Origin of the sequence: Psychrobacillus sp. FSL K6-1464, from assembly GCF_038003145.1 — a bacterium.
GTDB classification, from domain to species: Bacteria; Bacillota; Bacilli; order Bacillales_A; family Planococcaceae; genus Psychrobacillus; species Psychrobacillus psychrotolerans.
In genome coordinates this window covers 852,245-878,106 of record NZ_JBBOOP010000001.1, presented here as the reverse complement: position 1 = coordinate 878,106, position 25,862 = coordinate 852,245, and the positions used below count along the sequence as shown (strand labels likewise).

Genomic DNA, 25,862 nt, shown 5'->3' with positions numbered 1-25,862 from the left:
TCATTACTAACTATCTATTTAAAATATATGCGCTACCCTATTAAGTGTCAATCTAATAAGGAATATTATTACTTATACTTATTATTTACTAAATTATTTACTATAAAAACTTAATCTTATTACCTAATACAACTTAATTCAGAAGTATAAATAATAAATTTATATGCACGAAAAAAGCAATTGCCTATGAAGACAATTGCTTTTTTGTATTTAAAATTATTTTAAGTTAGACCATTCGTTTTCTAACCAAGTTTTGAATTCATCGCCTTTGTCACCTTCATACGTATCATATACATCAATACGCATTCTCTTTAACTTTGTTAAAAACTCTTCAAATGTATGGTCTTTAGGCAAACTCTTTTTAACACGAACAAACACTTTGTTTGCTCCTTTTACTAACTCAAACTTTTTACGCTTTGGTAATTGTGCTTCTTCTCCAAAATCCAATAAACTTTGGAAAGCAGCCTCTTGTACTTTGTAAACCGGATCATTTGCAAGTCTTGTTCTTAATATATCCTTCACTTGACTGTGATTATACTTTCCTAATTCAACTACTGCATCGTAACGCGATTTCCAGCTTGCAGTACGATTAGCTGCCTTTTTTAGTTCTTCATAATTCTCTGGTAATTCCGTTTTTATTGTATTGTTTCCCATATGATCAAACTCCTTTATATTCTCTAATTCAGTATTTTCAGCATCCCTTCATTATATACTACTTAAGTAATATCACCTAATTTATTCTATAAGAAAGGTATCCTCATTAAGTCTCATAAACTATATACCCAATAAAACTATCTTATATCTATTAACCTTTAGATAGACAAATGCTATACTCCGTTAAAGGAGGGAGAATATTGCGTAATACTGATGAATTGAAAAAGTATAAATTTTACCTGAAATTTAAAGGTGGTAATAATCTGATATTCGAAACGAATACAGATATCCGTACAGCTGAAAGAAATAAAGTTGATGGCGGAATATTTGTAGAGACCGAAAACAGCTATACAATCAACCTAGCGCAATTAGAAAAATTAAATGTCAAAATACTTCATGAAAATACATAAGATTACTACTTGAGAGAGATCAGGAACTTTGATTAAATAACAAAAAAGTGCCTGATTTCTCTACTATTATTTAATAGTATTCTACTTTAAATAACCTCGCTCATTGAAGTTAAAACTTTGAAAACGAATTTTACAATATAATATCACCAATTGTTCTGGCAATACAAATACCATAGTAAAAAAATAAACCTATACCTATAACAATGAAAATGATCATATTTAAATCATTGAGTGTAGATATTCTAGCGATATATTGTATGACAAAAACCAATCCTGTACCTGCAACAGTAGCAACAGGTATATATGATTTCACTTCAAACCGTCCACGAAGTTCTTCTTTTTTTGATCCTTTTCTATACTCCCCTCTTTGTAACAAAATATAGAAACGAATACATGTGAGAACGAAGACCAACAGCCCAATTCCAAGCGTTACATAGGTAAAGTTTAGTAAAGATTCTGAGGTCTCCTTTGTTCCACTTCCATCGTCATTCCCTATCAAAAATAATGCACAGATTAAAAAGCTAACGGAAAATAAATTTTGCGATACTAAAATGGAGATAAAATACTGCATTTTGTCGCTTCTTTTATATATTGCAGGAATAGAATAAAGAAGAGAAAATAAAATTAATACACCAGTTATCCATAAATGAACTGAAAGTATTTCATCTTTATATGGATAGGTAGTGTTAACTCCTACAAAGAAATACTCTAATGAAAATAGAATTGCCTGTAGAAATATAGTTAAAAATAGTGCCCCAGCTATTGAACCAGGTGCTTGTCTTCCTGATTTAAGAGGCTCTTTTAGCACTTCAAAATCCTGTTCACTCAGCTTACAAGCCATTGATACACTCCCCACTTAAAAGAATTATTATTAGTATTGTTGGAGGGTTAATATAATACATAAAAGAATAAAACAAATATTACTCCATAGACAACAAGCACTCTTTTCAACTGACGAAAAGGTGCTTGATTTCTCTACTATCACTTATTAAGTGTTGTTTGTTGATTTTGCATCCTTACTAACACATCTAAGATTTCTGAAACAATTTCCAAATTGGAACTTTGTTTTCCTTCCAATAACTCTTTATTGTCTTTTTTCACCATTTTGAATGTCCAATTATTTCTATGTGAAGTCAACACATGCATCCCTTCGATAACCCAATGATTATCCTCTTTAAAAAATACCATTAATCGATTATTATGTACCATACTTTTTAATGCAGCATCCAACTGACTACTAACACTCTTCCAAATCTCACCCGAATTGATAGATTCCAGGCTCTGTACATCCGTTATCGAACGTGCTTTAACCCACGTATTATAGGAAGAAGTAGGTATAAGAATAGTTTCCCCTTCACCGTTTGAGCGACTTTCTACACCTAAAAGCATTCGAGGATAAATAACATTATTCCAAACATAGTCTGGAGTTCCATGTACATATAATGTAAACTCACTGTCATCGTTCTCTTTGCATTCCACTACATGGTCTTTACTAAAATAAAAATAACTTTTTTCTGTCCCATCTTTTATAATCTCCACAACCATATTGGTGCGTGACATGATCCATAGTGCATTTCCAAAGTTTTCTTCTAATTTTATTTCCTTATCGACTAAGTCAATTAGATTTAACTTATGTAGTTTTTTATAGGTTTTCTCCCATTCCCTTTCAATTTCGTACTTTGTTAAATGTTCGAAGGGATTCGAAAAGCCTATTAAAGTTTTCGTATTTAACGTTTGCATCATTACAAAAATGTCTTGTATAGTAAATGTTGGAATCATTATTTTCCCTTCTTCCTCTATTTCTTTTTCTTTTTTCTTCTCTTTCTTTTTTTCTTTTCGTTTCCGTGCCTCTCATCCTTTGGTAAACCGAATTCTGGGTAAATTGCCAACGCTCTATCCATATGCTTTCTGATAAAAAAGTATCGGTGAATATTAATAGATAAAAATGCCGTAAAAAAAGATAAAAGAGTAAGACAAACTATCATTAATATACTGATCCCCGAGTCTGTATAGACAACGGACAATATTATTTGTCCTAATATATATGAAGCCCCTGCGATAGATGCCCATCCTACTGGAATAGAACTCTTTTGTTGTAACTTATAATATGTCTCACTATAAAGAGCTTTCCAGTTCATCCAGTTCATACCCAAAATTAGTAGAATGAATAATATTATATTAAACATAAATGGAGCCCAACCATTTATTTCAAGATTTTTGTATAGCATTTTTTGTATGCTTACAAAAAAGATGTAAGTATTGACGACACCGTATACCCCTAAATATAAATAATAGGATTTTTCATATTTATAAGGATCTATTATATAAATAATTCCCCAACATGTTATTAAAGCTGCAGGGACAATAGCTGCTAATAAAAATGGCAATGAGAAGGGAACCGCTAAAATAGGGAAAACCCCCATTAAATACAAAAATAAAAGTAAGTATCCTATTACTCCTTCTTTATTAGATTTAGGTGAGTCAAATTTTAAATAAGACGAGAAAATGTTATCCATTTTTTCTTTTTGAATTAGAATTCTCTCCTTACTAACTCCAGCTAAAATATACCGTTTATTTTAACTTTTTCTTTCTCGCATTTCTCTCACTTTTCGGCAAACTAAAGTTTGGATATACCTGTTTTACCAGTTCTATATTTTTATGAATAAAATAATAACGATGAATATAAACGGAAAAATAGGAAGTCAAAAGAGCAAGTAAAGAAACTAACACAATCAGTAGTGTACTTACCGCGTCATCACTGTAAATGAACGATAATATAAACTGACCGACAATATACCCTAAAGCCCCAATCATTGCCCATGACATATTTAGACTCTTTTTCTTCTGTAACTTATCATACGTTCCTGAATTTAAAGCTCTAACATTTAATATATTCACTCCTACTAACAGAGCTATAAATAACATTAGCCATAAAACAAACGGTTTAGTACCTTCTACTCCAATATTCACATAAAGTAGTTTTACTACAACTAAGAAAAATACATACGTATTCACTATTCCATAAATACCGAAGAATAAATAATAGGACTTTTCATTTTTATAAGGATCAATTACATAAACAATTGCCCATATAGAAATGAGTGCAATTGGTATTATTGCTGCCATAAAAAAAGAATAGGAAAACGGTTCACCTATTATAGGAATTATTCCGGTGAAATATAAAAGTATAATGAAAAATACTATAATATTTTTTTTATTCATCTCGGGAGTTTGAAATTTTAAGTAAGACAATGTATTACTGTCCATATTTTGCTGTTTAATCACTTTCTCCTCCAATTAATCTATTAATCAAACCAACCAGCAACACCGTCAATAAGACCTTTAGTTCCTATTTTAATAGCATCACCTATAGAATCGGTCTCACCATCACCATCAACGTCCATAATTTTCACTTTACTTAAAACAGCAGTTACGACGACACCTACGACTAATCCTGCAACAGCTCCTGCAACAACGCCTAAGGGTCCTCCAGCTACACCTACCATTGCTCCAGCTTGTGCCCCAGCCCATGCTGAAGCTGCCATTGATGTACCAGCAACTGCAACGTCACCTGTTACATTACCAGCTATTTCGCTCGCAGACTCATTATTTTGTATACCATGTACGATATCTCCACCGGCTGTAGCAAATACTCCAATATATCCAAGTTTATTTGCAGAAAAACGAAACGTGGATTTGATATTTGTTGCTGTATCTACTCTTTTAAAAATCTTTTCATAGTTTGTCGCATTTGCTCCAGAGTATGTTTTATTTTTAACTCCAATTAAGTCTGGTCTAGTAATCTTAATAACTGTTTTCGTGACATTCTGTTTCGTTGTTCTAGTAGTTCTAGTAATTCCAAAGCCCTGGGCAGCTAATCTCACTTCTTTGTAAGTGGAGTTCCCAACTAAAGCTGTGCCAAATAAAGTAGCAGCTGCATTAATAGGTTTTTCTTTCCAATCGGCAATACCAACTCCTACAGTAGACATAATAGCTTCCCATAAACTTTCCTTAGCAGTAGAAGTAGGGGTAGGGGCTGACACTTCCACACCATTTTCTTCTACTCGTGGATTTGAGGCAAGCATGTCTATTTGATGCTGCAAATAAAATTGACCAATCGGCGTTGCATCTTGCACTGAGTTCCAACTATCGGCTGGGAAGTTAACATCCGTTAATCCTTCTTCCATTAAATACTCCATATCTGTTAGCCATGCTTCCATATTTAACATGGCTGCCTCTATAAGAAGCAGTGCATTGGTTTGAGACAAATCGAATTCATTTAAATCCGAAACCGTATTATTTCTAGATGTTTTAGCGCTAGTTACACCTTCTTGCACACCACTATCGTCTAAATGTGGCAGTGGAACTATATCGGAAACAGAATTGATAATACTATTGGATTCGTCCGTTAAACTAGTGGTTACTTGAGAAATTTCTTTTAGCCCATCTTCTACTTCTCCTTCCAGATATGCTTGTCGAATATAGCCATTAGCATCCGGCTCTAAAGTATCCAAGGCGGAATTCATCGTAGTAAGGGTCGTATTGTACAGATCTTTAAATGTTAAAAAGAAATGTAGAAAGGGGAGATGGCAATCATTATAGAATGATCTTATTGCATTCCCACCTTCTCCTTTAAGCGTTTCCTCCATCATAACTAAGCCTTGAACCGCAGTTTGAATCGCATTAATTTCCCCTTCTAGTCTTGACAGCATATTAATATTCCCTTGAAGTCCCTCATGAAATGGTTGTACGCTTAGTATTTTCATCTCGCCACCACACTAGTTCCATTTACTGTACATTGCATCGCTGCTGATATTTTTTGATCGGACTCTTCCATAAAGTCAATAGAAGCAGAAGTTGTTTGAATATTCCCAGTCGACAATGTTTGATATTTTACAAGTAATTGATCCAATTTTAAGGATAACTCATTAAATTTTGTAACAACATCTAGGGTATTTCCACTAATAGGTGGTTCTGCTTTGGGATTGAGTAGATTAACTGTACCAGTCATTTCTCCAAGCTGATTTTCTACATCTGCATAGACGATTTTAACTTCTGTAGACATAACGTTTCTCCCCCTTGCAAGTTAGTATGCTTTCGCTTGAGCTTGCCGTGCTTGTTCTGCTTCAATATTGGTGATAATCTGTTGAATCGATATAATTTCTGCATTCAATTCACTAATTTTCGCGGAAATAGCACTAAATACATTAGAAAATTGAGTTCCCGATATATCTACATAACTAGTGTGAATGCCAGATTCCCTTATATCGTCAAACTTATTTGCGTGATTTCCTTGCCAAGTAGTGGATGTTAGTTCCGGTTCCAAACATTTGGGTTCATTCGTGTTATATTCGGATTGTTTCCCCTGCAAAGAAGACTGACATGTTATTAATCTCTGCAAATCTTCCCTCTTTTTAGCTAAGAGTGCATAATAATGACCAAGCATATACATTACCTCCTAATTCATTTTGCAATTATTTTGGAATCATTAGCATTGACTAGCCTTGGTAAAAGAATGACAAATAACATCAGAACACCTAGCGCTATTATTCCGAAAAACAGGATATTTCTTACGCTATTATTTGAAGATTTCTCTTCCTTCATGTCGGCAGCTGATAATTCTAGTTTCTTTGTATCAGAACTAGAAAATAATTTTAGCTCTGAAGATTTCGCAGTTACGGTACTTTTTTCCCCGCGCTCAGCTGTTTGAAACAAAAAGGATGTATCTCCTCGATTAGGAAGCTTATTTCTCCCGTCAAAGTATATATCAAATTGCTTTTCAGGAATTGTATTTTTCATCTCTGTTTTTTGCTTGTCATGTAGATAATCGGTATTTTTCTTAAATTCTAGTTTTTCATAAATCAAAGGATCCAAGTCTTTTGCTTCTTTAGGTTCTTCTGCAACAACGATAAAACTAGTTCCTATAAACATTAATACTAACAGTGGGAGGATGAACCGGTATTTAGCTCTCATACGCTTCATCTGCCACAGATGCTCTTGATTTATTAGTACTCATAAAGTAAGTAGTAGCAAGCATTGCTAGAGAGATAATTGCTGTAATCACTGCTCCCCATATAAAGCTAGTTTCAGGTTCATATTTGATAGACATATAAACAGCAGACAAGACATCTGGCATATTAATATCAGGTACAGCAAGTATTAATAATGGAATGATGTATAAACACATCAACGCCACACTAGCTAGCCACCCAACGGATTGTCCGAACTCTAATGCAGCACGAATGATAGCTGCGCCAGCAAGCAATAAAAGAATAGTAAAGATTGTCCATTCTAGTGCACGGTGGTCATTTAAAATATACATATAGATACTGTAGAAACTGATAATAAGACCAACAAGTATAGACAATAGAGCAGTCAGAGCTAACTGGAGTCCAATAGGTCCTTCTTTCATCTGATAAGAGAAATAGCCGATTAATAAACTACTAATTAGTAGAATGATAAATAAAATAACAGGCGGAACTTTTTCCATTTCATCCGAAACAGCTGCTTCGCCTTTTACTTCCAATGGATTCACAAAGTGATTAAATGCATATCCATTTTCCTGACCATCTACATACGTGTTAGCTAGAAACTCTTGAATATCATTATCAAAATCAGACATAGCATTTACATTCGTATCCCATTTACCACTGAATTCATTAGATGTCTCTTTTATATTGTCTGCTTTCACAGTTAAATCATTTGCATAATCTACTAAACTGCTTTGTTTTTGCGATAAAGATTGAATCATTCCACTTAATGTTACAAGCTGAGAAGTGACATTTTGTTGACCAGCCATTACTTGCCCTTCAGAGGTAGTTGCCACCGGTTCTCCAGATGGAATCATATTCGCTGGATTCTGAATTTGAGCAAGTAAAATATTTGCTTGTTCATCGATAGAATTTAGTTCGCTGATCAAAGAAGCGTGCTGTTGTTCCGCAGTTTCCTTGTAACCAGACATGATTGCAGCAAATGTTGTACTTAAATCAGACATTCCTAGTTCTGTTTCTGGAATACCTTCTTCAACCGAAGTCCAACCTTCTAACTCCAATTCATTAATATTTACCACATTTTTCAACAATGCTGTTAAAATTTCATCCTTTAAAATAGCATCCTTATTTGCACTACCTCCACCCTCATTGAGCGTAAATTCAAATTGCTCTAAAGTAGCATAGTAGGATAACAAAGAACTAGTATCTGTTTTAGCTGCTCCCTTTGCAAATAGTTCTTGTAATCTACTTTTTTGATTCTTTGAAACGTTAGGGTTAGCAAGCAAATCATTTTCTTTTTGCATTATTTCCATTCCAATACGTGCAGTATCAGTTGGGTAAGTATTTATAATTTGTTGTATAGACTCGTATTCTCTATAAATAGAGTTATAGTTTTCCAATAGTTTTGCATACTCTGCAGAAGCTTGCGTATAGTCAGTCGTTGCGGTTTGGTTTGTATTAGCCCATGTAGCTTCTCTTTCTGATAAAGCTGCTGTAATCGAGCCTAATTCTGCTTGAAGGATATCAATTTCACTTATAAAAGCCGATGCAGGATCCGTTTCAGCCACTTTTGTTTTTAAAGAGGTTAACCCTGTTAATATACTATCCACTTTCACACGCTGTTCTTCTAAACCAGGTAGAACAACGGAAGCTTTGTCCGCAGCTTTTTTCTCCAGTTGTTCTTTAATAGAAGTAAATTGGTTCGGCTCTGTTCCTATGGAAGTTGCTGCAAGAACTGCATTCCCACTTTTCCCTGCTTCTATGCCTTTTTCTAAACTATCTAAGATTGTATTATTGTAGCGATCGATTGCAGTTCCCTGCACTACTAGTAAATCTGTCAGTTGACGATCCACTTCATTTTTACGTAGTTCGGATAATTCATTAAATTTTTCTTTATTTGTATCGATAACATGATTCACTTTTTGAATTTCTTCATTTATATTGTTATTACTTTCTTCTAACATTTGCACGGACTGATTAAATTGTTCAGCCTGTGTTGCTGCTGTTGCGTGAATTTTTGCCAAGCTGGCATCCTGTACTTGTTGTAGTATTTGCCTTTGTGTATTTTGAAATTCTTTATATTGCTGAATATAGGTGATGAAGTTATTCATCTGCAATCCGAATGTATCGGCATTTTGAATTCGACTATTATGTGCATTATTTGCTGATCCGATTGTCGTTTGCAATGCCGCCATTTGATCTTTTTGCGTTTGCATCTGTTCAGCTAATGTTTCTGACTCAGGCTTATAATAAGCAGACATGGAACTAAGGAATTCTGTTTCTTTTCCTAAAATGCTCGTAAACTCTTTTTTAATATGATTCATTTCCTGCGCTATATAGCTCCAGTATAGAGTGGAAATTTTATCATTTACGCGGTCCGTTGCTACTTCTATTTCATGTAAAACCTGTTCCTTACGCAATCCCGTTTTCTGACGCTGAACTTGATAGGCAAACTCTGCTTTTTTCGGATTTTGTTCATCATAAGACATTATATTTTCCGAGAAATTGGAAGGAATATAAACAATCGCATCGTATTGGTTAGACTTTAACCCATTTTCTGCCGCACCACGTCCCATTACTTTCCAACCAAAATCTGAGCCCTCTGCTAAAATAGAGACTACTTCGACACCCATTTGTACTTGTTCTGCATCTTTTGTTAATCCCATATCTTCATTTACGATTGCAATAGTGCGCTTGTTCGAGTTATTCAAATCGAGAATATTAACGCCCATCAGTTGGAAAAAGATAATAGGAATAGCTAGTATTAATAGAATTCCAACACCATATTTTAATAGTCTGGTATTTTTAGTTGATTTCATTGTACGTTCGTCCTCTCCAACTCACTTAAAGGGATTTTAACTTTAATGGCATTCCCATTTAAAATATAATGTGCAAATCCAAGTGGAAGCTCTGCTTCTTTTCGTTCATATGCAACTGTAAACAAAGTCTGCTCTGCCTTTTTCATGTAGACGAGCGCCTGTCTAACAAGCTTCAACTCATTCGTAAAGGCATCATAGCCCTTCGTAATTTCAGCGTTATTCCCAGACACGATGACATTAAATCCTAAGTGACCAAATCGTTTCATCAATTTCGCTAGTCTGTCCTGTATGGTAATATCAGCTACTTGCAGGAATCTTGTATAGCCATCGATGATAAAATAAGAAAGCGTGATTTCTCCTGGATTCCCTTGTTGAATACTTTCGAGATAGTCCCGTTCTACTTCCGCATAATATTGCTCTGTCCGAGTAATCCATTCCACTAAATTCTCTTTCGTTTCCAGATAATCAATGGATTCATAAGCAGTAAATTTGGATAATCCTCTGTCAAACGAATCAAATATAGAGATAAACCCTGTTTTCTGTTCTAACAGTGTGTGAAGCATCAAAGTGATCGTATTGGTCTTCCCTCTTTGGACTTGCCCTATGAGTAGACAATGACGATTTTTCTTAAAGTCGATGGTAATTGGAAGAACTGTATCCTCATCCAATCCAATTGGAACGATTGCATCCTTTTTCTTTCCATCCAAGTAGAAAGAGAAACTTGAAGCTGATAGCTCTAGTGGAAGCATTGGAATTGGTAACGGAAGTGTTCCTTCCTTATATTGCGCTCTTAAATTACTTACTTTATTCTTAATAGATTCTAATACTTCATAGTCATCTGCCCCACTAGCTGGCAAGTAAATTTGAGTAAAGTAGGCATCTTCTTTCTTTAGAATTGCTCTACCCGGGAAAGGTTCTAGGTCAAATGGTACTCGTCCGATTACTGTAAATGATTCCGTTGCATCCATTAAATAATGAACAATTTTAGTTTTTAAATTATTCATTAAGGACTGTCGAACGGATTGAACTCTTGTTGCAGCCACAAACAGGTAAATTCCAAGCGATTGACCATCTCGACCAAATTGAATTAGTTGTGCTTCCAATTCTTCCATTTCCTCACGGACAATATCATAATTATCAACGGCTATATATAGAAGAGGTAACTTTTCCGTCGATAAATTATTGTACATATGAATGTTACTAACCTCTGATTGTTGGAAAGTAACCTTTCTTTTGGTGATTTCTTCTTTCATAAGCTTCACTAGTTTTTCTCTTTTTAACTCTTCATCAATCGTGAAATAATCAGCAGTATGAGGGAGCTGTCTGAGAGGAAGTAGCGAGCCATTTCCATAATCAAGCAAGTAAAAATTTGCTTCTTCTGGAGAAAGATTTTCCGCAAGTCCCAATATAGTTGTAAGTAATGTATATGATTTCCCATACCCTGAGGAACCGAACACGCCAAGATTTCCATCCTTTGTCCAGTTATAGGCAATTGATGACTGACTTTGCTTTTCTGGTTCATCAATCATTCCTACAGGGATCCCTGGTTGAATAGTAGTTACCTCTTGTTGTTTTTCAAGACGCAAAGGTAACGGCTCCAACCATGGACTAGCCACCTTTTGGATACCCAAATCACTAGTTATCTTAGCAATTTTAGCAGTAACTGCCTCCATTTCTGTCAAGCCACTAGATTTCTTTTTCACATTTGTCGCAATTCCAGAAAGAGGATATAAACCAAGATCTGTGATAAGTGCCACATCGTCTTCACCCTCTAAAACTTCCTCCTTGTAAGGAGCCCCACTCCATGCAGATTGAAATAGCTCATACACTTCATTATTTCCAACTTGCAAATAACCACGTCCAGTTACAGTAATCGTAGCCGCATCTCCGTTCTTCAGGATTTCTTTACTATCCGATGCATCCTGAACCTTTAGTGCAACTCGAAATCTCGCATTACTCCAAATCTGTTCGTCAATAATACCGCCGGGCTTTTGAGTAGCCAATATAAGATGTACCCCTAAACTTCGCCCAATTCGAGCCGTACTCACAAGCTCTCGTATAAAATCTGGTTCCTCTCGTTTTAACTCTGCAAATTCATCCGAAATAAGGAATAGATGAGGAAGAGGTTCCATTGCCTTTCCTTCTTTATACAAGGTTGTGTAATCATCAATATGCGACACAACATATTGATCAAATAGACGTTGTCTTCGTTTGAGCTCACTATTTATAGATGCAAGTGCTCGCATACTAAAGTTTTTACTACCTTCTATATTCGTAATTGTTCCCAAAAGATGGGGAATATGCTTGAAAGGTTGAGCCATTCCTCCACCTTTATAGTCGATTAATAAGAAAGCTACTTCATGGGGATGATAATGGACTGCAAGCGATAAAATATATGTCTGTAAAAATTCACTTTTACCTGAACCAGTTGTCCCCGCTAACAATCCATGGGGACCATGCGCCTTCTCATGCAAATTCAATGCAACAAGTTCATTCTTCCCTTTGAAACCAATTGGAACAGCAAGTGATTTTGCTGACTCATTCAATGTCCAATTTCGTGCTATTGGTACATCCTCTACATCTTTCACACCAAACATCTCTAGGAAACCTACCGAGTTTGGAATCGAGTTTTTAATGCCTACTTGGTGATTCAATGTTCGAAGCATTCGTGTAAACCTTTCATTAGTCGAAGCATCAAATTCATCTAAATAAAAAGGAATATCAACAGCCTTTCCTGCCTCAATGAGGATATCTCCTTCCCGTTCATTTACATATCGAATGAGCGTATGAACATTTTCGGTCATTCGTTCCTGCGCAGATTCTGCGAAAACAACAGATATGCCAAGGTCTTTTGTATGCTGGCTTTCTAAGTATTCTAAGATGACATGCTCAGCAAGCAGGGAATAATCTGCCACGAAGAAAACTAAATGGGGGGCAAATATTGTTTTCCCCTTTTGGACGTCAGTATCTCGCTCACGAATAATTTCATATAACGAAGATAATAATTGATCTCTCGTTTCTTCGTTATGTATCAAACCTCTTGCATGCATATGCGGCAGTTTAAAATGTGGTAACCATTTCATCCATTCCATTTCGGCATATTCCTCATGATTGAAAATATAGATAAATCTTGTATCATGATAGCTTTGTGAAAATGCCAATTGACCAATTATTTGTTGTAATTCACGCTTTATAACGGTTTCTTTACCAGTTAAACCTAAGATGCCTTCTGATAACTTCGTTGTAATTGGTGCGTCTGGAATTTCTTTGTAAACCTTTTCCATTCGCTGAGCTTGTTCTAGTAAATCATCTATTTCTCGGTTTGCTAAATCTCCAGAGGATAGTTTAACTTCATAGCTAGCTTTCACATTTCCTGTTCCTAATCTGAATTCTAAAAAATCATGGCTTTCTAGCGTTCTTTCCCAAATTCTACTAGACAAGTCTTCCGTCATTTGTTTCATTTCTTCAAAAGAGGGAAAATGGTAGGTCAATACTTTCTTCTGCTTCTCGGATAATTCATAAAGCTGTTCTCTCATATTCTCTAAATAGGCGGTATAAACTCGAAGTCTTTTTTCCGCATTTCGCTTATCTTTCTTTTTGTCTCGGAAGTATTGAACGGTAGAGGTAACTAATACTGTTAAAAACATAGTAATAGAAATAATGACGAAAATTCCTCTTGGGATGAAAATAGCTACAAGTGCCATTACAACAAGCATCACAAGTGGCGGTGCTATAATAAGCAATAATCCTCTTCCAGAAGCCTCCGTTTCTTGGGTAGGAAATGTTAACGAAACTTTGTCATCTGGAAGATCATAAATCATTCTTGGTGTTCGACGATAATCTGGATACATCTGCAATATTTCAGATGCCGGAATGTCAATTATAGGAAGTTTCGTCGTATAAGGAACTGCAGCAGTTACCTCTATTAAGTCTTTTTGAAGTAATTTCATCTCCATAAAAGCCCACTGAAGCACATCACCGTTAGCTAGAATCGTGTTAGAATCCACTAATTTCCCATTTACATATAATGGACACCCGTAGTCTTTTTTTATAATCCACCCATCTGCGATTTGATTTAGTGAAAAATGTCCAGATTCTATTCTTGGAAAACTAGTTTTCAGCCTTTGAAATGTTGCGATTTCTAATTGGGTATCAAATGAAACTTCATTTTTAAAGTCTATATAGTATGTTCCGGAAGAGACCGGAGTGGAAAAAGCATATAGGTGGAGGGACTTTTCCTTTTGTTCAATTGTCAATCCCTCATCGTCTGTTAATTTTCCAAAGGAATTATCTTCGCTATAAACGGCGAGTCCATCCTCCTCTTTTTTTAACGTTAATGGTCCATTTATAAAAGGGAACGTCTGAATCGTTATATCATGTTCAATTGCTGGACCAATCGTCAAAGCGGTAAAACCTTTTTCAGGAATTGTAATTTGCTGATAGTTTTCGTCATAAAACAACCATAATTGTTGCAATAGGTACACCTTCTTTCAATTCATTTTCGAATTTTATATAGGGAGCAATATTTTTGTTTGCTATTACTTTGGTTGTTCCGTTTTTTGCTGATCTTGTTGTTCCTTTTGCTTTTGCTCTAGTGCTTGTTGTTCCTTTTGCTTTTGATCTAGTTCTTGTTGTTCCTTTTGTTTTTGTTCCAGTGCTTGTTGTTCTTTTTCCTTTTTCTTTAGTTCTTCTTTTTCTTTTTCTTGTTCTTGCTGTTCCTGTTGTTCTATTGCTTGTTGTTCTTGTTCTTCTATTTCTTCCATTAACTTCTCATATTCCGCTACTTCTTGATCTATTTCATTTAGCTTTTCTTGCATTTCTTCACCAGTTAAATCTTTATCTGCCTTCACTTCTTCTCTTAATTTCAACAGACCATACGTGATTAACTCTCCATCTTCCATTGCTCTAGCGATATCCACAGCATTTTCTGCCTCACCACGTCCGAGATAAATCCAATACTTCAAATAATCAGGATCCGTTTGCAAGGTAATATTAGAAAGTACATTTTTCTTTTGTTCTTCATCTAAGCGTTCATTTGTAACGGAGGAATAGGCAAGTTCATACAGCACGATAAACGGCATGGACTTAACGCTATAAGGGCTTAATATTGTTACTACTTGGCTGTAGTTTTGACCGAGGAATGACATTTGACTATCGATAAAGGCTTCGTTTTTTGGCTTTTCATGTACGAAGTAAATAATTGCAAATACAATAGCAGGAATTATAAGTACACCTAACCCAATCGATAACCACTTAGTTAATTTCCATTTCTTTCGAGGAAGCTTCACATTTTCTAGTTCTTTTTGTTCTAATAGCTCCATTTGCTGACTTATATAGTTGAGTAGCGAGTCACTTTCCTTCATCGTCATAATCGTAGAGCCTAGATCCTTCAATTCCAAAATCTCTGAATACTTTAAATACTCCTCAAATGTGAAAGAGCCGTCTATTGCAGCTGCAACTACGGCTTTTGTTTCTAACCAGACCCGCTCATCATTTGTTTCAAAGGGTGGTAAACTACCTAACACTCCAAAATAAAGAAAACTCGGATCCATCCCTTTGCTATATACAATATTTTCCGGAGAAACGATTAAATTTAAGCGCGGGTATGGATGTGAATATACCTTTTCCACTAATTGGTATGCAAACATCCACCTAGACTTTTCATCCTCCACATGGATAGCATCATATCTCTTAAAAGATGCGGGAATATCTGCTTGAATAATTAACTCATCGTCGGTTATGACTATGTCTTTTTTTATTTTTGGATTAACTTCTTTTAAAAAAATAATCTCTTCTGTTCGTTTAAACCCAACTCTCTCTTTCTGAAAGACAAAAGTAGTTTTAGAAGGTTCTTCATTAATTTCCGCACCGATTCGGTTTTTCAAGTATGTATGTGAATGATTGACCATCTTTGTAGCTCCTATCAAATAATTTCAATTCGATCACCTGTCGTTATACCGCAATGGGCTAACGTCAAATGTCCCGGGAATATTTTATCTTTATTCACAACGCGCACCCAATGACCTTCGCGTGGATTTTTTGAAATAGAACTGGCTTGCCAGGCAATATCAATCATTTTTTTCATTGTATAATAATCGGAAAGTCTTAAATCGATGATTTTTCCATCGTATTTAGAAAGATCAACAGTAATTTCTATATACACTTTTTTCACCCCAATTAAGGAAAAAGCGCCTTCCTGTGTGGGAATGACGCCCTACTTTTTTACAAGCTAACTGATAAATTATCCACGAATTTGACTAGCAACTTGTTGATCTGCATCTTGTAGTGCTTGACCAGCGCGGCTTAATTGAATACCTACTTCACTTAATAATTCACGCATTTCATTGAAATGAGGTTTTAGTCTTTCATATTGCTCAGCGAATGCAGCACTAGAAGAACCTTCCCACATCGATTGTAATTCACCGATCATGCCATCTAGGCGACCAATTTGTGAAGCAACCTCCCCTGATTCATGATTGTAGCGAGAAGCCATAGCATCTAACTCAGCTGGTGTTACGCGAATAATTCCTGACATTCCAAACATCTCCCTTTTCTTTGAAATTTTATGACATTTATAAAATAACTGTGTAGTGCTTTCAACAGAACCCACAGGTACTTCCTACATTCAAAGTTCCACTAATACCCAATACCCTCGATCTATTAGTTTATAAACCTAATAAAATTATTAATTTCAAAAAATCTATAAACTAGAATTTTTTTATAAGTATTAGAAAACTTTTCCTTTATTATAATAAATACCATTACATAATCTTATAGTCAAAATTCCTATCAAAAACCTCCAAAAATACTAGACCTATAAGCTCATAGACTTTTGTCATTAAATTTTCCCATATAGAGTTACTTAATATTTTTTCGTTTTCGTATTTAAAAATTAGTTGTATAAAAATCATAAAAATATTATTAAAAATAATACGCATTACTTTTATATCATTTTTTCAAAAATGCACCAGGATAATATCTCGTTATAAAGATACTCAAAGACTTAGTTTATTGTCGCCATTCATCATTAGATAAAGGTTGAGAGCAAAATTAAGAAAGAGAGAAAAAAATGATTGTTTTTGGACGTTTATGAATGTTTGTGATTGAATTAAATTATGAATTCAGGTATTATTAATTTAACAGAAATTTAACTCTATTCAAGAAAGCGGTTGATTACTTGTTAACAAACGAGAGACATGCTTATATCTTAAAAAAGCTAGAAAAAAAACAAACGGTAAAAATCCAAGAATTGGTGGATGAAACTGCGGCTTCCGAATCGACAATTCGAAGAGATTTAACAGAACTTGAAAGCCAGCAGAAACTAGAACGCGTTTTCGGAGGCGCTATTCTGACTAGGAACAATCTAATAGAACAAAGTGTGACAGATAAATCTACTCAAAATCTAGCCGAAAAAATTCATGTTGCACAAGCTGCAGCGGAACTGATCAAAGAAGGAGACAGCGTCTATTTGGATGCTGGTACCACAACTTTTCAAATGATTCCATTTTTGCAAAACAAAAACCTTTTGGTTGTAACTAATGGTTTGACCCTCGTTGATGCCTTGAAAGATTATGGCATCACCACGTATTTAACCGGTGGATTATTTAAGTCTAAAACGAGTGCATTTGTCGGTTCTCAAACTGCCCAGGCTATGAAAAATTATCGTTTTGATATTTGTTTTCTTGGTGTTAATGGTCTGCATGAGCAATATGGGTATACGACACCCGATCCTGAAGAAGCAGCTATCAAACTATTGGCAAGTTCCTTGTCTAGAAAAACCTTTGTGCTAGCTGATCATTCAAAAATCAATCAAGTTAGTTTTGCGAAAATCATGGATTTGGAAAAGGCCGAACTCATCATCGATAGTATACCGGCAGAAACTTTGGATATTTTCAGAAAAAAAACTTCAGTAAAGGTGGTGCTCGAATGATTTATACTTGCACTATTACACCATCAATCGATTATACCGTTTTCCTGGCGGCTTTCGAAAATGGAAAACTAAACCGCTCCGAAGAAGTATATTATTATCCTGGCGGCAAGGGTATTAATGTTTCCAGAGTATTGAACAGACTTGGTGTTAAGAGCAAAGCCCTAGGATTTACAGGCGGCTTTACAGGTAGCTATATAGAAGAATTTCTACAAAAAGAAGGAGTAGATACTGATTTCATTGAAACTTCTGAAATAACCCGGATAAATATTAAAATAAAGGCAGATAAAGAAACAGAATTAAACGGGCCAGGTCCAAAATTAACGGAGCAACAATTACTAGTTCTCACGAATAAAGTAAAAGGCATGAAAACAGGCGATTGGTTCATTCTTGCGGGCAGTCTTCCTATCTCCATCTCCGATAGCTATTTTCTTCACCTTGCGGAAATCTGTAGGGAGAACGGAGTGCACTTTGTACTTGATACTTCCGGTCAAGCACTGAAAAAACTGACAAAAGTACCCTGCTTTTTGATCAAGCCTAACCTCGAGGAACTAGGAGAATTATTCGATACCGAAATCACAACTATTAAGGATGCCCATCACTATGCCAGAAGACTTTTAGAAAATGGCATCAAACATGTCATCGTGTCGATGGGCAGCGACGGGGCTTTACTCGTTACCAAAGACCTCTCTTTAAGAGCTAAAGCGCCGACTGGTCTTGTCATCAATACCGTAGGATCAGGCGATTCACTCGTTTCTGGTTTCATCGCTTCCTATTCAAAAGACGAAAATCCTGAAAAAGCTTTTCGTTACGGTGTTGCAAGTGGAAGCGCCACGGCCTTCCGTTCAGATTTATGTGATCAACAAGGCGTCGAAGTATTACTTGAACAAGTAGAAATCACCCCAATCTGATGAAGGATGTGACAGGATGAAAATTACACAATTATTGACAGAAGAAACAATTATACTGAATTTAGTTGCCACTTCAAAACAACAGGTTCTGGAAGAATTGACTGGACAATTGGAACAGGCCGGAAAACTAGTGGACCGCCAAGCGTTCCTGAAGGATATCCTAACGCGTGAAAATCAGAGCACTACAGGTATCGGCGAAGGCATTGCCATTCCTCATGCCAAGTCAGTAGCAGTCGATGCTCCAGCCATTGCATTCGGCAGATCTGAACATGGTCTCGACTATGAATCATTGGATGGCCAACCCGCTCATCTATTTTTCATGATTGCAGCCACTGAAGGTGCCAATGATGATCATCTGGAAGCCTTGTCAAGACTAGCAACATTTTTAATGGATGAAAAATTCCGTTCACGTATTCTTGCAGCCAGTTCTAAACAGCAAGTTTTGCAAGCGATTACAGACAAGGAGATGGAAGCCGAAGGGTCAGAAAAGCCGCTTGAAGAAAAGGATGAACCTCGTTCATCCGCTAAAAAGATTCTAGCGGTTACAGCCTGTCCGACAGGAATCGCCCATACCTATATGGCGGCAGAAAAACTCAATGATCGTGCAAAAGAACTTGGTATTACACTGAAAGTGGAAACCAATGGCTCGAGTGGTGTAAAAAATCGGCTGACCGATGCGGAAATTACAGAAGCAGAAGCTATTATCGTGGCAGCAGATACCAAAGTGGATATGGCTCGTTTCGATGGTAAACATGTCATCCAGACTGCAGTTGGCAAAGCCATTTATGAAACAGACGATTTACTGAATCGAGCGGTTAACCAAGATGCACCGATCTATAAGCATGACAAGTCAAAGGATGAAGCATCCTCTAGTGAAGGTAAAGGCGGGTTTTATAAACATTTAATGAACGGTGTTTCCAATATGCTACCATTTGTCGTAGGTGGGGGTATTCTAATTGCCATTTCCTTCTTCTGGGGCATAAATGCATCAAATCCTAACAGTCCTGAGTACAATGAATTCGCTGCTATGCTGAATACTATTGGTGGAGGCAATGCCTTCTTCCTAATGGTTCCAGTTCTAGCCGGATTTATCGCAATGAGTATTGCCGAACGTCCGGGATTTGCACCAGGAATGGTCGGTGGACTGATTGCTATTACCGTAACAGGCGTTGAAGGAGCAAGTGGTGGTTCCGGATTTCTTGGTGGACTGATTGCCGGGTTCCTAGCTGGTTATGTTACGCTGTTAGTCAAAAAAATATTTTCAAGACTTCCTAATTCACTTGAAGGGTTAAATCCAGTATTGTTCTTCCCAGTGTTTTCAATTGCCATTACTGGAATAATCATGATGTTAGTCAATCCTGAATTGACGAAAGTCTATACAGGCATTTCAAGTTTTCTTGAAAGCCTTGGTGGGACAAATCTAGTGCTTGTCGGATTACTTCTAGGAGGCATGATGGCTATTGATATGGGCGGTCCTGTCAATAAAGCGGCTTATACATTTGGCATTGCTATGCTTGATGCACAAAACTTTAATTTCATTGCTACTGTCATGGCAGCAGGAATGGTACCGCCACTTGGCGTAGCGATTTCTACCACACTTTTCAAAAATAAATTCACAAAACCTGAACGAGAAGCCGGCAAGACAGCTTATGTGCTCGGTGCTAGCTTTATCACGGAAGGTGTTATTCCGTTTGCAGCAGCAGATCCCGCACGCGTTATCCCAGCTTCTGTTGCCGGAGCTGCAGTCACTGGTGCATTGGTAATGCTGTTTGACATTGGTTTGCGCGCTCCTCACGGTGGAATTTTTGTGATCGGCCTTGTTGATGGAGGTGCGATAAATATACTATTGTATGCATTCGCTATTCTCGTGGGATCCTTTATAACAGCTATAACCCTTGGATTCCTGAAAAAGAAAATCGTAATTGCTGCATGATTCAATACACTCTAGCTTTCGGATCTTCTCTCCGAAAGCTTTTTTAATAGATAAGTATATAAAAATACATTATGAATACGTAGTTATGGAATGAATCATACTACTGATTTCCGTTACATGTGGACGCTCGAAGCATAAATCAATAGCATATCTACATTTTTTTAGAAGACCAGGCATCTTTTTGCCTGTTTTTTATTTTATATCAGTTACGCTTGTACATGAATTTTGCAGGTTAGCTAATTATTTGGAGAAATACAAAAAAGACATCCTATTCCTTATCAGAAGTAGAATGTCATTATTATCAGTCTCGTAATGTAGTCTTTAGGACTTTTCCACTTGCATTGCGTGGTAAACTGTCGATAAATTCGACTTCTACGGGGAGCTTATATTTCGCTAAACTTTTGGAGCATTTACCCAATATATCTTCTTCTTTAAGCAGTTTCCCTTCCTTCAAAACTACATACGCCTTTGGAACTTCCCCATATACCTCATGAGGGACACCAATTACTGCGGCTTCTAGTACTTCCGGTATTTCATAAAGCACCTCTTCTACTTCTACTGGGAATACATTTTCTCCACCACGAATGATCATATCTTTTTTTCGGTCGACAATATATAATAGACCGTCCTCATCCATTCGTCCTAAATCCCCAGTGTACAGCCACCCATCTCTAATGGCCTGTCGTGTTGCTTCGTCATTTTTCAAATATCCCTTCATTAACTGAGGGCCCTTCACAACAATTTCACCTACTTGACCAATAGGCAAAGGGTTACCTTGCTCGCCAACTACTCGCACTTGTGTTCCGGGTACCGGCTCTCCGACAGATCCTACTTTTTCCAGGGCATAACGATCCTTCAACGTCGTTGCCGCCGGCGAGTTTTCCGTTTGCCCATATATATTTTGAACTTTCACTTCTGGATACATTGCTTTTATTTTACGGATTAACTCAAATGGCATAGGCGCTGCACCATACGTAAACAATCTTAGATTAGTTAACTTGAGTATTTCCATTTTAGGGCTATTCAATAAGATACTATACATCGCTGGAACACCAAAAAAGACAGTGATTTTCTCTTGTTCTAATGTATCCATTGTTTGTTCTGGAGAAAAGCCTTCTTCAATAACAACAGTTCCACCAGCATAAATAACCGGGATACTAAATACATGACTTGCTGCACAATGAAAAAGAGGAGCTACTATTTGCATACGATCTGCTGAGTTTAGTTCAAGTGCTTCCACATAAAGCTTCGCCGTTGCTCGAACATTCGCCGCCGAAAGCATAACCCCTTTTGGCTTACCTGTCGTACCAGATGTGTAAAAGATAACAGTCGTTGTATTTTCATCTACTTTTCCTTCATTAAATAACAAACTATCATTATTGAACACTTCCAGAAGCGTATTTTCTTCTCCTAAATATAAAATATCCTCGAAACTATTCATTGTTTCTGGAAGGTCATTTAGTATTGAGTGTAATCGAGTATCATATATTAAGGCCTTTGCCTCTGAATGCTTAAATATATAATTGACTTCTGGAGCAGTTAACTTCGTATTAATCGGAAGAATTGTAAATCCGCCTAACTGACATGCATAATAACAAGTCAGAAAATAATCGGAATTTATCAAGTATACGGCTATGATATCTTCCTGCTCATACCCTTTCGATTGAAAATATCCTGCAAGACGTTTTGCCTGCTCGAACAGTTCCTTGTAGCTTGTCTCCCTGCCTTGAAAAGAAGTGATAATTTTCTTAGGTGTTTTCTTTGCTAAGTATGCCAATCTCTCTGATACTAACATTCTATTCCCCCTTTATCCTGTCTCACATTCAATTATTCTGAATTTATATAATATTATAACTTTAATGTTATTATACATAATTAGTAGTAAAACGATAACTATTTTAACGGGAAATTCCAACCATATAAAAGTGTGAATCAATCGATGGTTGAAGATAATCGATTGATGATCCTATAAAATCGAGCGATAGCCACTAATAATCGATCGATCAATAGCAAGAATCGATTGATCCGCGGCAATAATCGAGCGATGATCATGGTGGTCATTAATAATTTTCCCTTCTAAATGCAAAAAATATTCCTTTCCAAAAAAAGCTCCAGCGAGTTTTATACTCGCTGGAGCCAATTCATATTTTTATTGTTCATCTTTTCTTTCATCAATTGGTGGTAAGTCTTCAAACGGGTGAAGATCATCCGTTGATGGGATATTATAACCCGTGCTTGGGGAATCTTCCTCATGAGCCGGGTTTACAACATTTACATCCGCTTCTTGAATAGGGTTCACTTCGTCCATATGGGGACTTGTGCCCTTTAAGCTTTGTTCCGCTTTTTTAGGATCTTGAAAGTTTTCTTTAAATGATTCTTTCATTGTTTCTTTTTCTTGTTGATATCTTTCAGTAGAAACTTCTGCATCATTTAAGCTTTTTTCCATTTTCGCTAAATATTTTGCAGCATGCTCACGACCACCTAGTCCAAATGCAAGTCCGAATGCTAATGCCACTCCTCCAAGAATAAGGATGAATGCTGCGTTAATAATAGATGCGGCAATGCCTAATTGGTCTAATGCCATGAAAAATGCAAATGCTAATATAGCATATTTTGCTACATAACGAAGGAAATGTGGTGTTCCTGATGAATGCGTCATCACGTTTCCAACTATTTTTTCTACTAAACTAGCTAACCAGAAGCCTACCGCTAGAATAATAATAGCTGCAATTACAGATGGCAAGTAAGCAAAGATACCTGTTGCCAGTGTTACCATAAAGTCTAGCTCTAATAATTGAAGTGCTTCCACTACAAATAGTAGGATAATAATGACTTGTACAATCGTCCCTATTAAAATAGCAAACGATGGTGCTGCTCCATTAGCAGATTGGAAGCCCATTTTTCCAAAAATAGAATTCACACCTAATTTTTCAAGGAGAGATACAACCACATCCTTGACCCATTTAGCTGCAACAATACCAACTAATACAAGTACAATTGCTACAAAAATTTTCGGCAGCATTGTCATGACATCATTTAACATTGCAATGGCTGGTCCTGAAATACCTTCTAAATCTAAAATCTCCAGTGCTGTAATGGAAACTGGAATCATTATTAAAACAAATGCAAGGATGCCTACAATTTTAGATAAACTTGTTCCCTCAACAAACGAGGACAATTTCCATTTATCAGCTAAGCGGTCCAATCCTGCTGAATGCAATAACTTTTCTAGTAAGTTACGAACTAGTTTCGCAACAAACCAACCAATTGCAAATACAAGTACCGCTGATATTAACTTCGGTATAAAGGTAAAGAAACTCGCGAGCATTCCTTCAAACGGTCCACTTAACCCATCAATTCCTAGTGCACTTAACACTGCTGGAATGAATAATAGGAAGATTAAGTAATACGCAACTTTAGCTGCAGTATCTGTCCACTTCATTTGATTTTCAGGTTTTGCGTCAAACCCTGCTTTCTCCGAATACTTGTTCAAATTGAACTTTGATCCAAGCATTTGAATCCCTTTTTTCACAACAGTAGCTAAAACCCAAGCAAATAATAATATCAAAGCAGCTTTCAAAATGTTCAAGAAAGCCCCCGTCAAACCAGAATACATCGAAACAAATGGTGCTGCCATCGTATTTAAATTCAATATATTAAAGAATAAAACAAGTGCTAAAATCAATACGATGAAGAAAACAACCTTACTAATAACTTTTTCTACGGTCCATTTAGACTTCGTGTTTCCTAACCGTTCATTTACCCTAAATTTACGTAATAATTTGTGAGTTGCATTTTCCAATACTTTTGCAACGATAAATCCAATAAGAAGCACAAGAATTGCAACAACTAACTCCGGTATATAAGATAAGGTATCATTCCAGTAATAACGATCTAGCATACTCTCTCCTCCTTCAATTCAACTTTTTATATCCTTGACATAGATTAGTTACCCACCACAAAGAAAAATTAAACAGAAATACAAAAAAATCCAATCCTCGAAGATAGGATTGAATTTATTGCAGATTATTACTTCAAACTATTAATGGCCATTTTTACACTACCATATGTATTAAAAGAGGTAAAATCAATCCCTGCTTTCACAACAGTCATCGATAAGTTAGGACGAATACCGGAGAATAACACATGGATACCTAATAATCCGAGCACATTGTGAATAGTGAATATATGCTGTGCTATTTCCATATCTATTGCCATAGTTCCACTAAAGTCAATAATGAGATAGTCAATTTTCAAATCTGGAATGGTCGGAACAACATAATTTAATAAATGCTGCACCCGTGTATAATCAATCGCTCCTATTAATGGTAATACTGCCACACCGTCCTGAATAGGAACAATTGGTGCAGATAGTGCATTGATTTCACGTTGATGATCTTTTATTGACTTGTCCCGATACATTTCATACGCACTAATCGTTTCTGCCATACTGACATCCATTAAATAACAAAAGCGATTATTTACTTTAATAACATCTTCTGTAGACAGTCCATGCTCCATGGATATTTGAGAAATTTTTTGTAAAAATATTAATCGGCGATTTGCGTACGGTTTCATAATGTTAGAAAATCGACGGAACAATTTAGCTTCTTCTTCCCCCGTCTGTTTACTCCATTGTTTCAGTTCTTCCTCTGCCGACTCTCTTGAACCTTGTAAGGAATCTGCCAACAATACTAAAAACTGCGTATTTTTTTGAATGAATTGTTCCAGCTCTTCCGTTGATAATTTCGGGTTATGATTGTCGTTTGCTGTATCCGTCATGTCTCGTATAATCTTCTCGGCATTATCCACTAAATAATTTTTTACTTTTAGTATTGATTCCATTTCATTGCTCCAATCTTTTATAATGATGCAGTTGCTTTATCTAACTCCTTTTTCGTAATTTTCCAGTGAGAGGCATTCCATACAACATCGCTATTTGCTATGACAAACGCCTGAGGAGATTCATGTTGAATGCCAAGGTCCTTTGAGATCTCATTAGATACTGCTCGATTTTCTATAACTTTCACTAAATAACTTTCTATTGAATTATTAAAAGCTGTAAATTCCCCGTATGCATGTGCACTCACAGGACATGTTGTACTATGTTTAAACACTAGGATTGCTTTATCCTTTGACTCATCAAAGATATTCTTCCACTGATTAACTGTTGTAATTTCTTTATAATTTCCCATTCCATCACCTTCCTACACTTTAA

General features: G+C 36.2%; 22 protein-coding genes. 4 read left to right on the top strand and 18 right to left on the bottom strand.

Going from position 1 to position 25,862, the window contains the following annotated elements; translation table 11 throughout:
- Positions 1 to 216 precede the first annotated feature (216 nt).
- Positions 217 to 654: a HEAT repeat domain-containing protein gene (locus tag MKX39_RS04220; RefSeq protein ID WP_093537228.1), complete on the bottom strand. Its 438-nt coding sequence runs from the start codon at positions 652 to 654 to the stop codon at positions 217 to 219.
- Between the two features lie 200 nt (positions 655 to 854).
- On the opposite strand from MKX39_RS04220, the gene MKX39_RS04215 reads away from it, so the two are divergent.
- Entirely contained in the window at positions 855 to 1,064 is a 210-nt protein-coding gene (locus tag MKX39_RS04215) for a hypothetical protein (protein ID WP_340768480.1), read from the top strand.
- A 130-nt stretch (positions 1,065 to 1,194) separates the two neighbouring features.
- On the opposite strand, the gene MKX39_RS04210 is transcribed toward MKX39_RS04215, so the two are convergent.
- The 13 genes from MKX39_RS04210 to MKX39_RS04150 all read right to left on the bottom strand — a co-directional run bounded on the left by MKX39_RS04210 (position 1,195) and on the right by MKX39_RS04150 (position 16,408).
- The gene (locus MKX39_RS04210; RefSeq protein WP_340768479.1) at positions 1,195 to 1,905 is read right to left on the bottom strand and encodes a hypothetical protein; all 711 of its coding nucleotides are present in this window, start codon (positions 1,903 to 1,905) and stop codon (positions 1,195 to 1,197) included.
- A 140-nt stretch (positions 1,906 to 2,045) separates the two neighbouring features.
- Positions 2,046 to 2,843, bottom strand: a complete 798-nt coding sequence (locus tag MKX39_RS04205; protein WP_340768478.1) for a hypothetical protein — start codon at positions 2,841 to 2,843, stop codon at positions 2,046 to 2,048.
- A 17-nt stretch (positions 2,844 to 2,860) separates the two neighbouring features.
- Positions 2,861 to 3,451: a hypothetical protein gene (locus MKX39_RS04200; protein ID WP_340768477.1), complete on the bottom strand. Its 591-nt coding sequence runs from the start codon at positions 3,449 to 3,451 to the stop codon at positions 2,861 to 2,863.
- Between the two features lie 184 nt (positions 3,452 to 3,635).
- Positions 3,636 to 4,349: a hypothetical protein gene (locus MKX39_RS04195; protein ID WP_340768476.1), complete on the bottom strand. Its 714-nt coding sequence runs from the start codon at positions 4,347 to 4,349 to the stop codon at positions 3,636 to 3,638.
- Positions 4,350 to 4,369: 20 nt separating this feature from the next.
- The gene (locus MKX39_RS04190) at positions 4,370 to 5,830 is read right to left on the bottom strand and encodes a ribonuclease YeeF family protein (protein ID WP_340768475.1); all 1,461 of its coding nucleotides are present in this window, start codon (positions 5,828 to 5,830) and stop codon (positions 4,370 to 4,372) included.
- On the bottom strand, positions 5,827 to 6,129 hold the full coding sequence (locus tag MKX39_RS04185; RefSeq protein WP_340768474.1) for a YwqI/YxiC family protein: 303 nt from the start codon (positions 6,127 to 6,129) through the stop codon (positions 5,827 to 5,829). The genes MKX39_RS04190 and MKX39_RS04185 overlap by 4 nt, the downstream gene beginning before the upstream one ends.
- A 21-nt stretch (positions 6,130 to 6,150) precedes the next feature.
- Positions 6,151 to 6,510, bottom strand: a complete 360-nt coding sequence (locus MKX39_RS04180) for a YwqH-like family protein (protein WP_340768472.1) — start codon at positions 6,508 to 6,510, stop codon at positions 6,151 to 6,153.
- 17 nt (positions 6,511 to 6,527) lie between these two features.
- Entirely contained in the window at positions 6,528 to 7,046 is a 519-nt protein-coding gene (gene essA, locus MKX39_RS04175) for a type VII secretion protein EssA (protein WP_340768470.1), read from the bottom strand.
- Positions 7,027 to 9,873, bottom strand: a complete 2,847-nt coding sequence (gene esaA / locus MKX39_RS04170) for a type VII secretion protein EsaA (RefSeq protein WP_340768469.1) — start codon at positions 9,871 to 9,873, stop codon at positions 7,027 to 7,029. Before esaA ends, essA begins: the two co-directional genes overlap by 20 nt.
- Entirely contained in the window at positions 9,870 to 14,348 is a 4,479-nt protein-coding gene (gene essC / locus MKX39_RS04165) for a type VII secretion protein EssC (RefSeq protein ID WP_340768468.1), read from the bottom strand. The genes esaA and essC overlap by 4 nt, the downstream gene beginning before the upstream one ends.
- Positions 14,349 to 14,411: 63 nt before the next feature.
- Positions 14,412 to 15,782: a type VII secretion protein EssB gene (gene essB / locus MKX39_RS04160; protein WP_340768466.1), complete on the bottom strand. Its 1,371-nt coding sequence runs from the start codon at positions 15,780 to 15,782 to the stop codon at positions 14,412 to 14,414.
- A 14-nt stretch (positions 15,783 to 15,796) separates the two neighbouring features.
- Complete coding sequence (locus tag MKX39_RS04155; protein WP_093537215.1) at positions 15,797 to 16,036, bottom strand: EsaB/YukD family protein; 240 nt, start codon at positions 16,034 to 16,036, stop codon at positions 15,797 to 15,799.
- 78 nt (positions 16,037 to 16,114) lie between these two features.
- A complete protein-coding gene (locus MKX39_RS04150) occupies positions 16,115 to 16,408 on the bottom strand; it encodes a WXG100 family type VII secretion target (RefSeq protein ID WP_090565261.1) in 294 nt (97 codons plus the stop codon).
- Positions 16,409 to 17,050: 642 nt separating this feature from the next.
- Between MKX39_RS04150 and MKX39_RS04145 the strand changes: the two genes are divergently transcribed.
- From MKX39_RS04145 to MKX39_RS04135, 3 genes are read left to right on the top strand one after another with little or no spacing between them, the layout of a single operon-like run.
- On the top strand, positions 17,051 to 17,803 hold the full coding sequence (locus MKX39_RS04145) for a DeoR/GlpR family DNA-binding transcription regulator (RefSeq protein WP_340768464.1): 753 nt from the start codon (positions 17,051 to 17,053) through the stop codon (positions 17,801 to 17,803).
- A complete protein-coding gene (pfkB, locus tag MKX39_RS04140) occupies positions 17,800 to 18,711 on the top strand; it encodes a 1-phosphofructokinase (protein ID WP_340768463.1) in 912 nt (303 codons plus the stop codon). Before MKX39_RS04145 ends, pfkB begins: the two co-directional genes overlap by 4 nt.
- A gap of 16 nt (positions 18,712 to 18,727) precedes the next feature.
- Positions 18,728 to 20,644, top strand: a complete 1,917-nt coding sequence (locus tag MKX39_RS04135; RefSeq protein WP_340768461.1) for a PTS fructose transporter subunit IIABC — start codon at positions 18,728 to 18,730, stop codon at positions 20,642 to 20,644.
- Positions 20,645 to 20,945: 301 nt separating this feature from the next.
- On the opposite strand, the gene MKX39_RS04130 is transcribed toward MKX39_RS04135, so the two are convergent.
- The 4 genes from MKX39_RS04130 to ytxJ form a co-directional block, all read right to left on the bottom strand.
- Positions 20,946 to 22,439, bottom strand: a complete 1,494-nt coding sequence (locus MKX39_RS04130; RefSeq protein ID WP_340768459.1) for a class I adenylate-forming enzyme family protein — start codon at positions 22,437 to 22,439, stop codon at positions 20,946 to 20,948.
- Between the two features lie 354 nt (positions 22,440 to 22,793).
- Positions 22,794 to 24,545: a mechanosensitive ion channel gene (locus MKX39_RS04125; RefSeq protein WP_340768458.1), complete on the bottom strand. Its 1,752-nt coding sequence runs from the start codon at positions 24,543 to 24,545 to the stop codon at positions 22,794 to 22,796.
- A gap of 128 nt (positions 24,546 to 24,673) precedes the next feature.
- A complete protein-coding gene (locus tag MKX39_RS04120; RefSeq protein WP_340768457.1) occupies positions 24,674 to 25,489 on the bottom strand; it encodes an STAS domain-containing protein in 816 nt (271 codons plus the stop codon).
- 17 nt (positions 25,490 to 25,506) lie between these two features.
- Positions 25,507 to 25,839: a bacillithiol system redox-active protein YtxJ gene (gene ytxJ, locus MKX39_RS04115; RefSeq protein WP_340768455.1), complete on the bottom strand. Its 333-nt coding sequence runs from the start codon at positions 25,837 to 25,839 to the stop codon at positions 25,507 to 25,509.
- Between the last annotated feature and the right edge of the window lie 23 nt (positions 25,840 to 25,862).

Coding starts and splice junctions, on each gene's coding strand:
- MKX39_RS04220 (WP_093537228.1), bottom strand. CDS start 654: ATGGGAAACAATACAATAAAAACGGAATTACCAGAGAATTATGAAGAA.
- MKX39_RS04210 (WP_340768479.1), bottom strand. CDS start 1,905: ATGGCTTGTAAGCTGAGTGAACAGGATTTTGAAGTGCTAAAAGAGCCT.
- MKX39_RS04205 (WP_340768478.1), bottom strand. CDS start 2,843: ATGATTCCAACATTTACTATACAAGACATTTTTGTAATGATGCAAACG.
- MKX39_RS04190 (WP_340768475.1), bottom strand. CDS start 5,830: ATGAAAATACTAAGCGTACAACCATTTCATGAGGGACTTCAAGGGAAT.
- MKX39_RS04185 (WP_340768474.1), bottom strand. CDS start 6,129: ATGTCTACAGAAGTTAAAATCGTCTATGCAGATGTAGAAAATCAGCTT.
- MKX39_RS04180 (WP_340768472.1), bottom strand. CDS start 6,510: ATGCTTGGTCATTATTATGCACTCTTAGCTAAAAAGAGGGAAGATTTG.
- essA (WP_340768470.1), bottom strand. CDS start 7,046: ATGAAGCGTATGAGAGCTAAATACCGGTTCATCCTCCCACTGTTAGTA.
- esaA (WP_340768469.1), bottom strand. CDS start 9,873: ATGAAATCAACTAAAAATACCAGACTATTAAAATATGGTGTTGGAATT.
- essB (WP_340768466.1), bottom strand. CDS start 15,782: ATGGTCAATCATTCACATACATACTTGAAAAACCGAATCGGTGCGGAA.
- MKX39_RS04150 (WP_090565261.1), bottom strand. CDS start 16,408: ATGTCAGGAATTATTCGCGTAACACCAGCTGAGTTAGATGCTATGGCT.
- pfkB (WP_340768463.1), top strand. CDS start 17,800: ATGATTTATACTTGCACTATTACACCATCAATCGATTATACCGTTTTC.
- MKX39_RS04135 (WP_340768461.1), top strand. CDS start 18,728: ATGAAAATTACACAATTATTGACAGAAGAAACAATTATACTGAATTTA.
- MKX39_RS04130 (WP_340768459.1), bottom strand. CDS start 22,439: ATGTTAGTATCAGAGAGATTGGCATACTTAGCAAAGAAAACACCTAAG.
- MKX39_RS04125 (WP_340768458.1), bottom strand. CDS start 24,545: ATGCTAGATCGTTATTACTGGAATGATACCTTATCTTATATACCGGAG.
- MKX39_RS04120 (WP_340768457.1), bottom strand. CDS start 25,489: ATGGAATCAATACTAAAAGTAAAAAATTATTTAGTGGATAATGCCGAG.
- ytxJ (WP_340768455.1), bottom strand. CDS start 25,839: ATGGGAAATTATAAAGAAATTACAACAGTTAATCAGTGGAAGAATATC.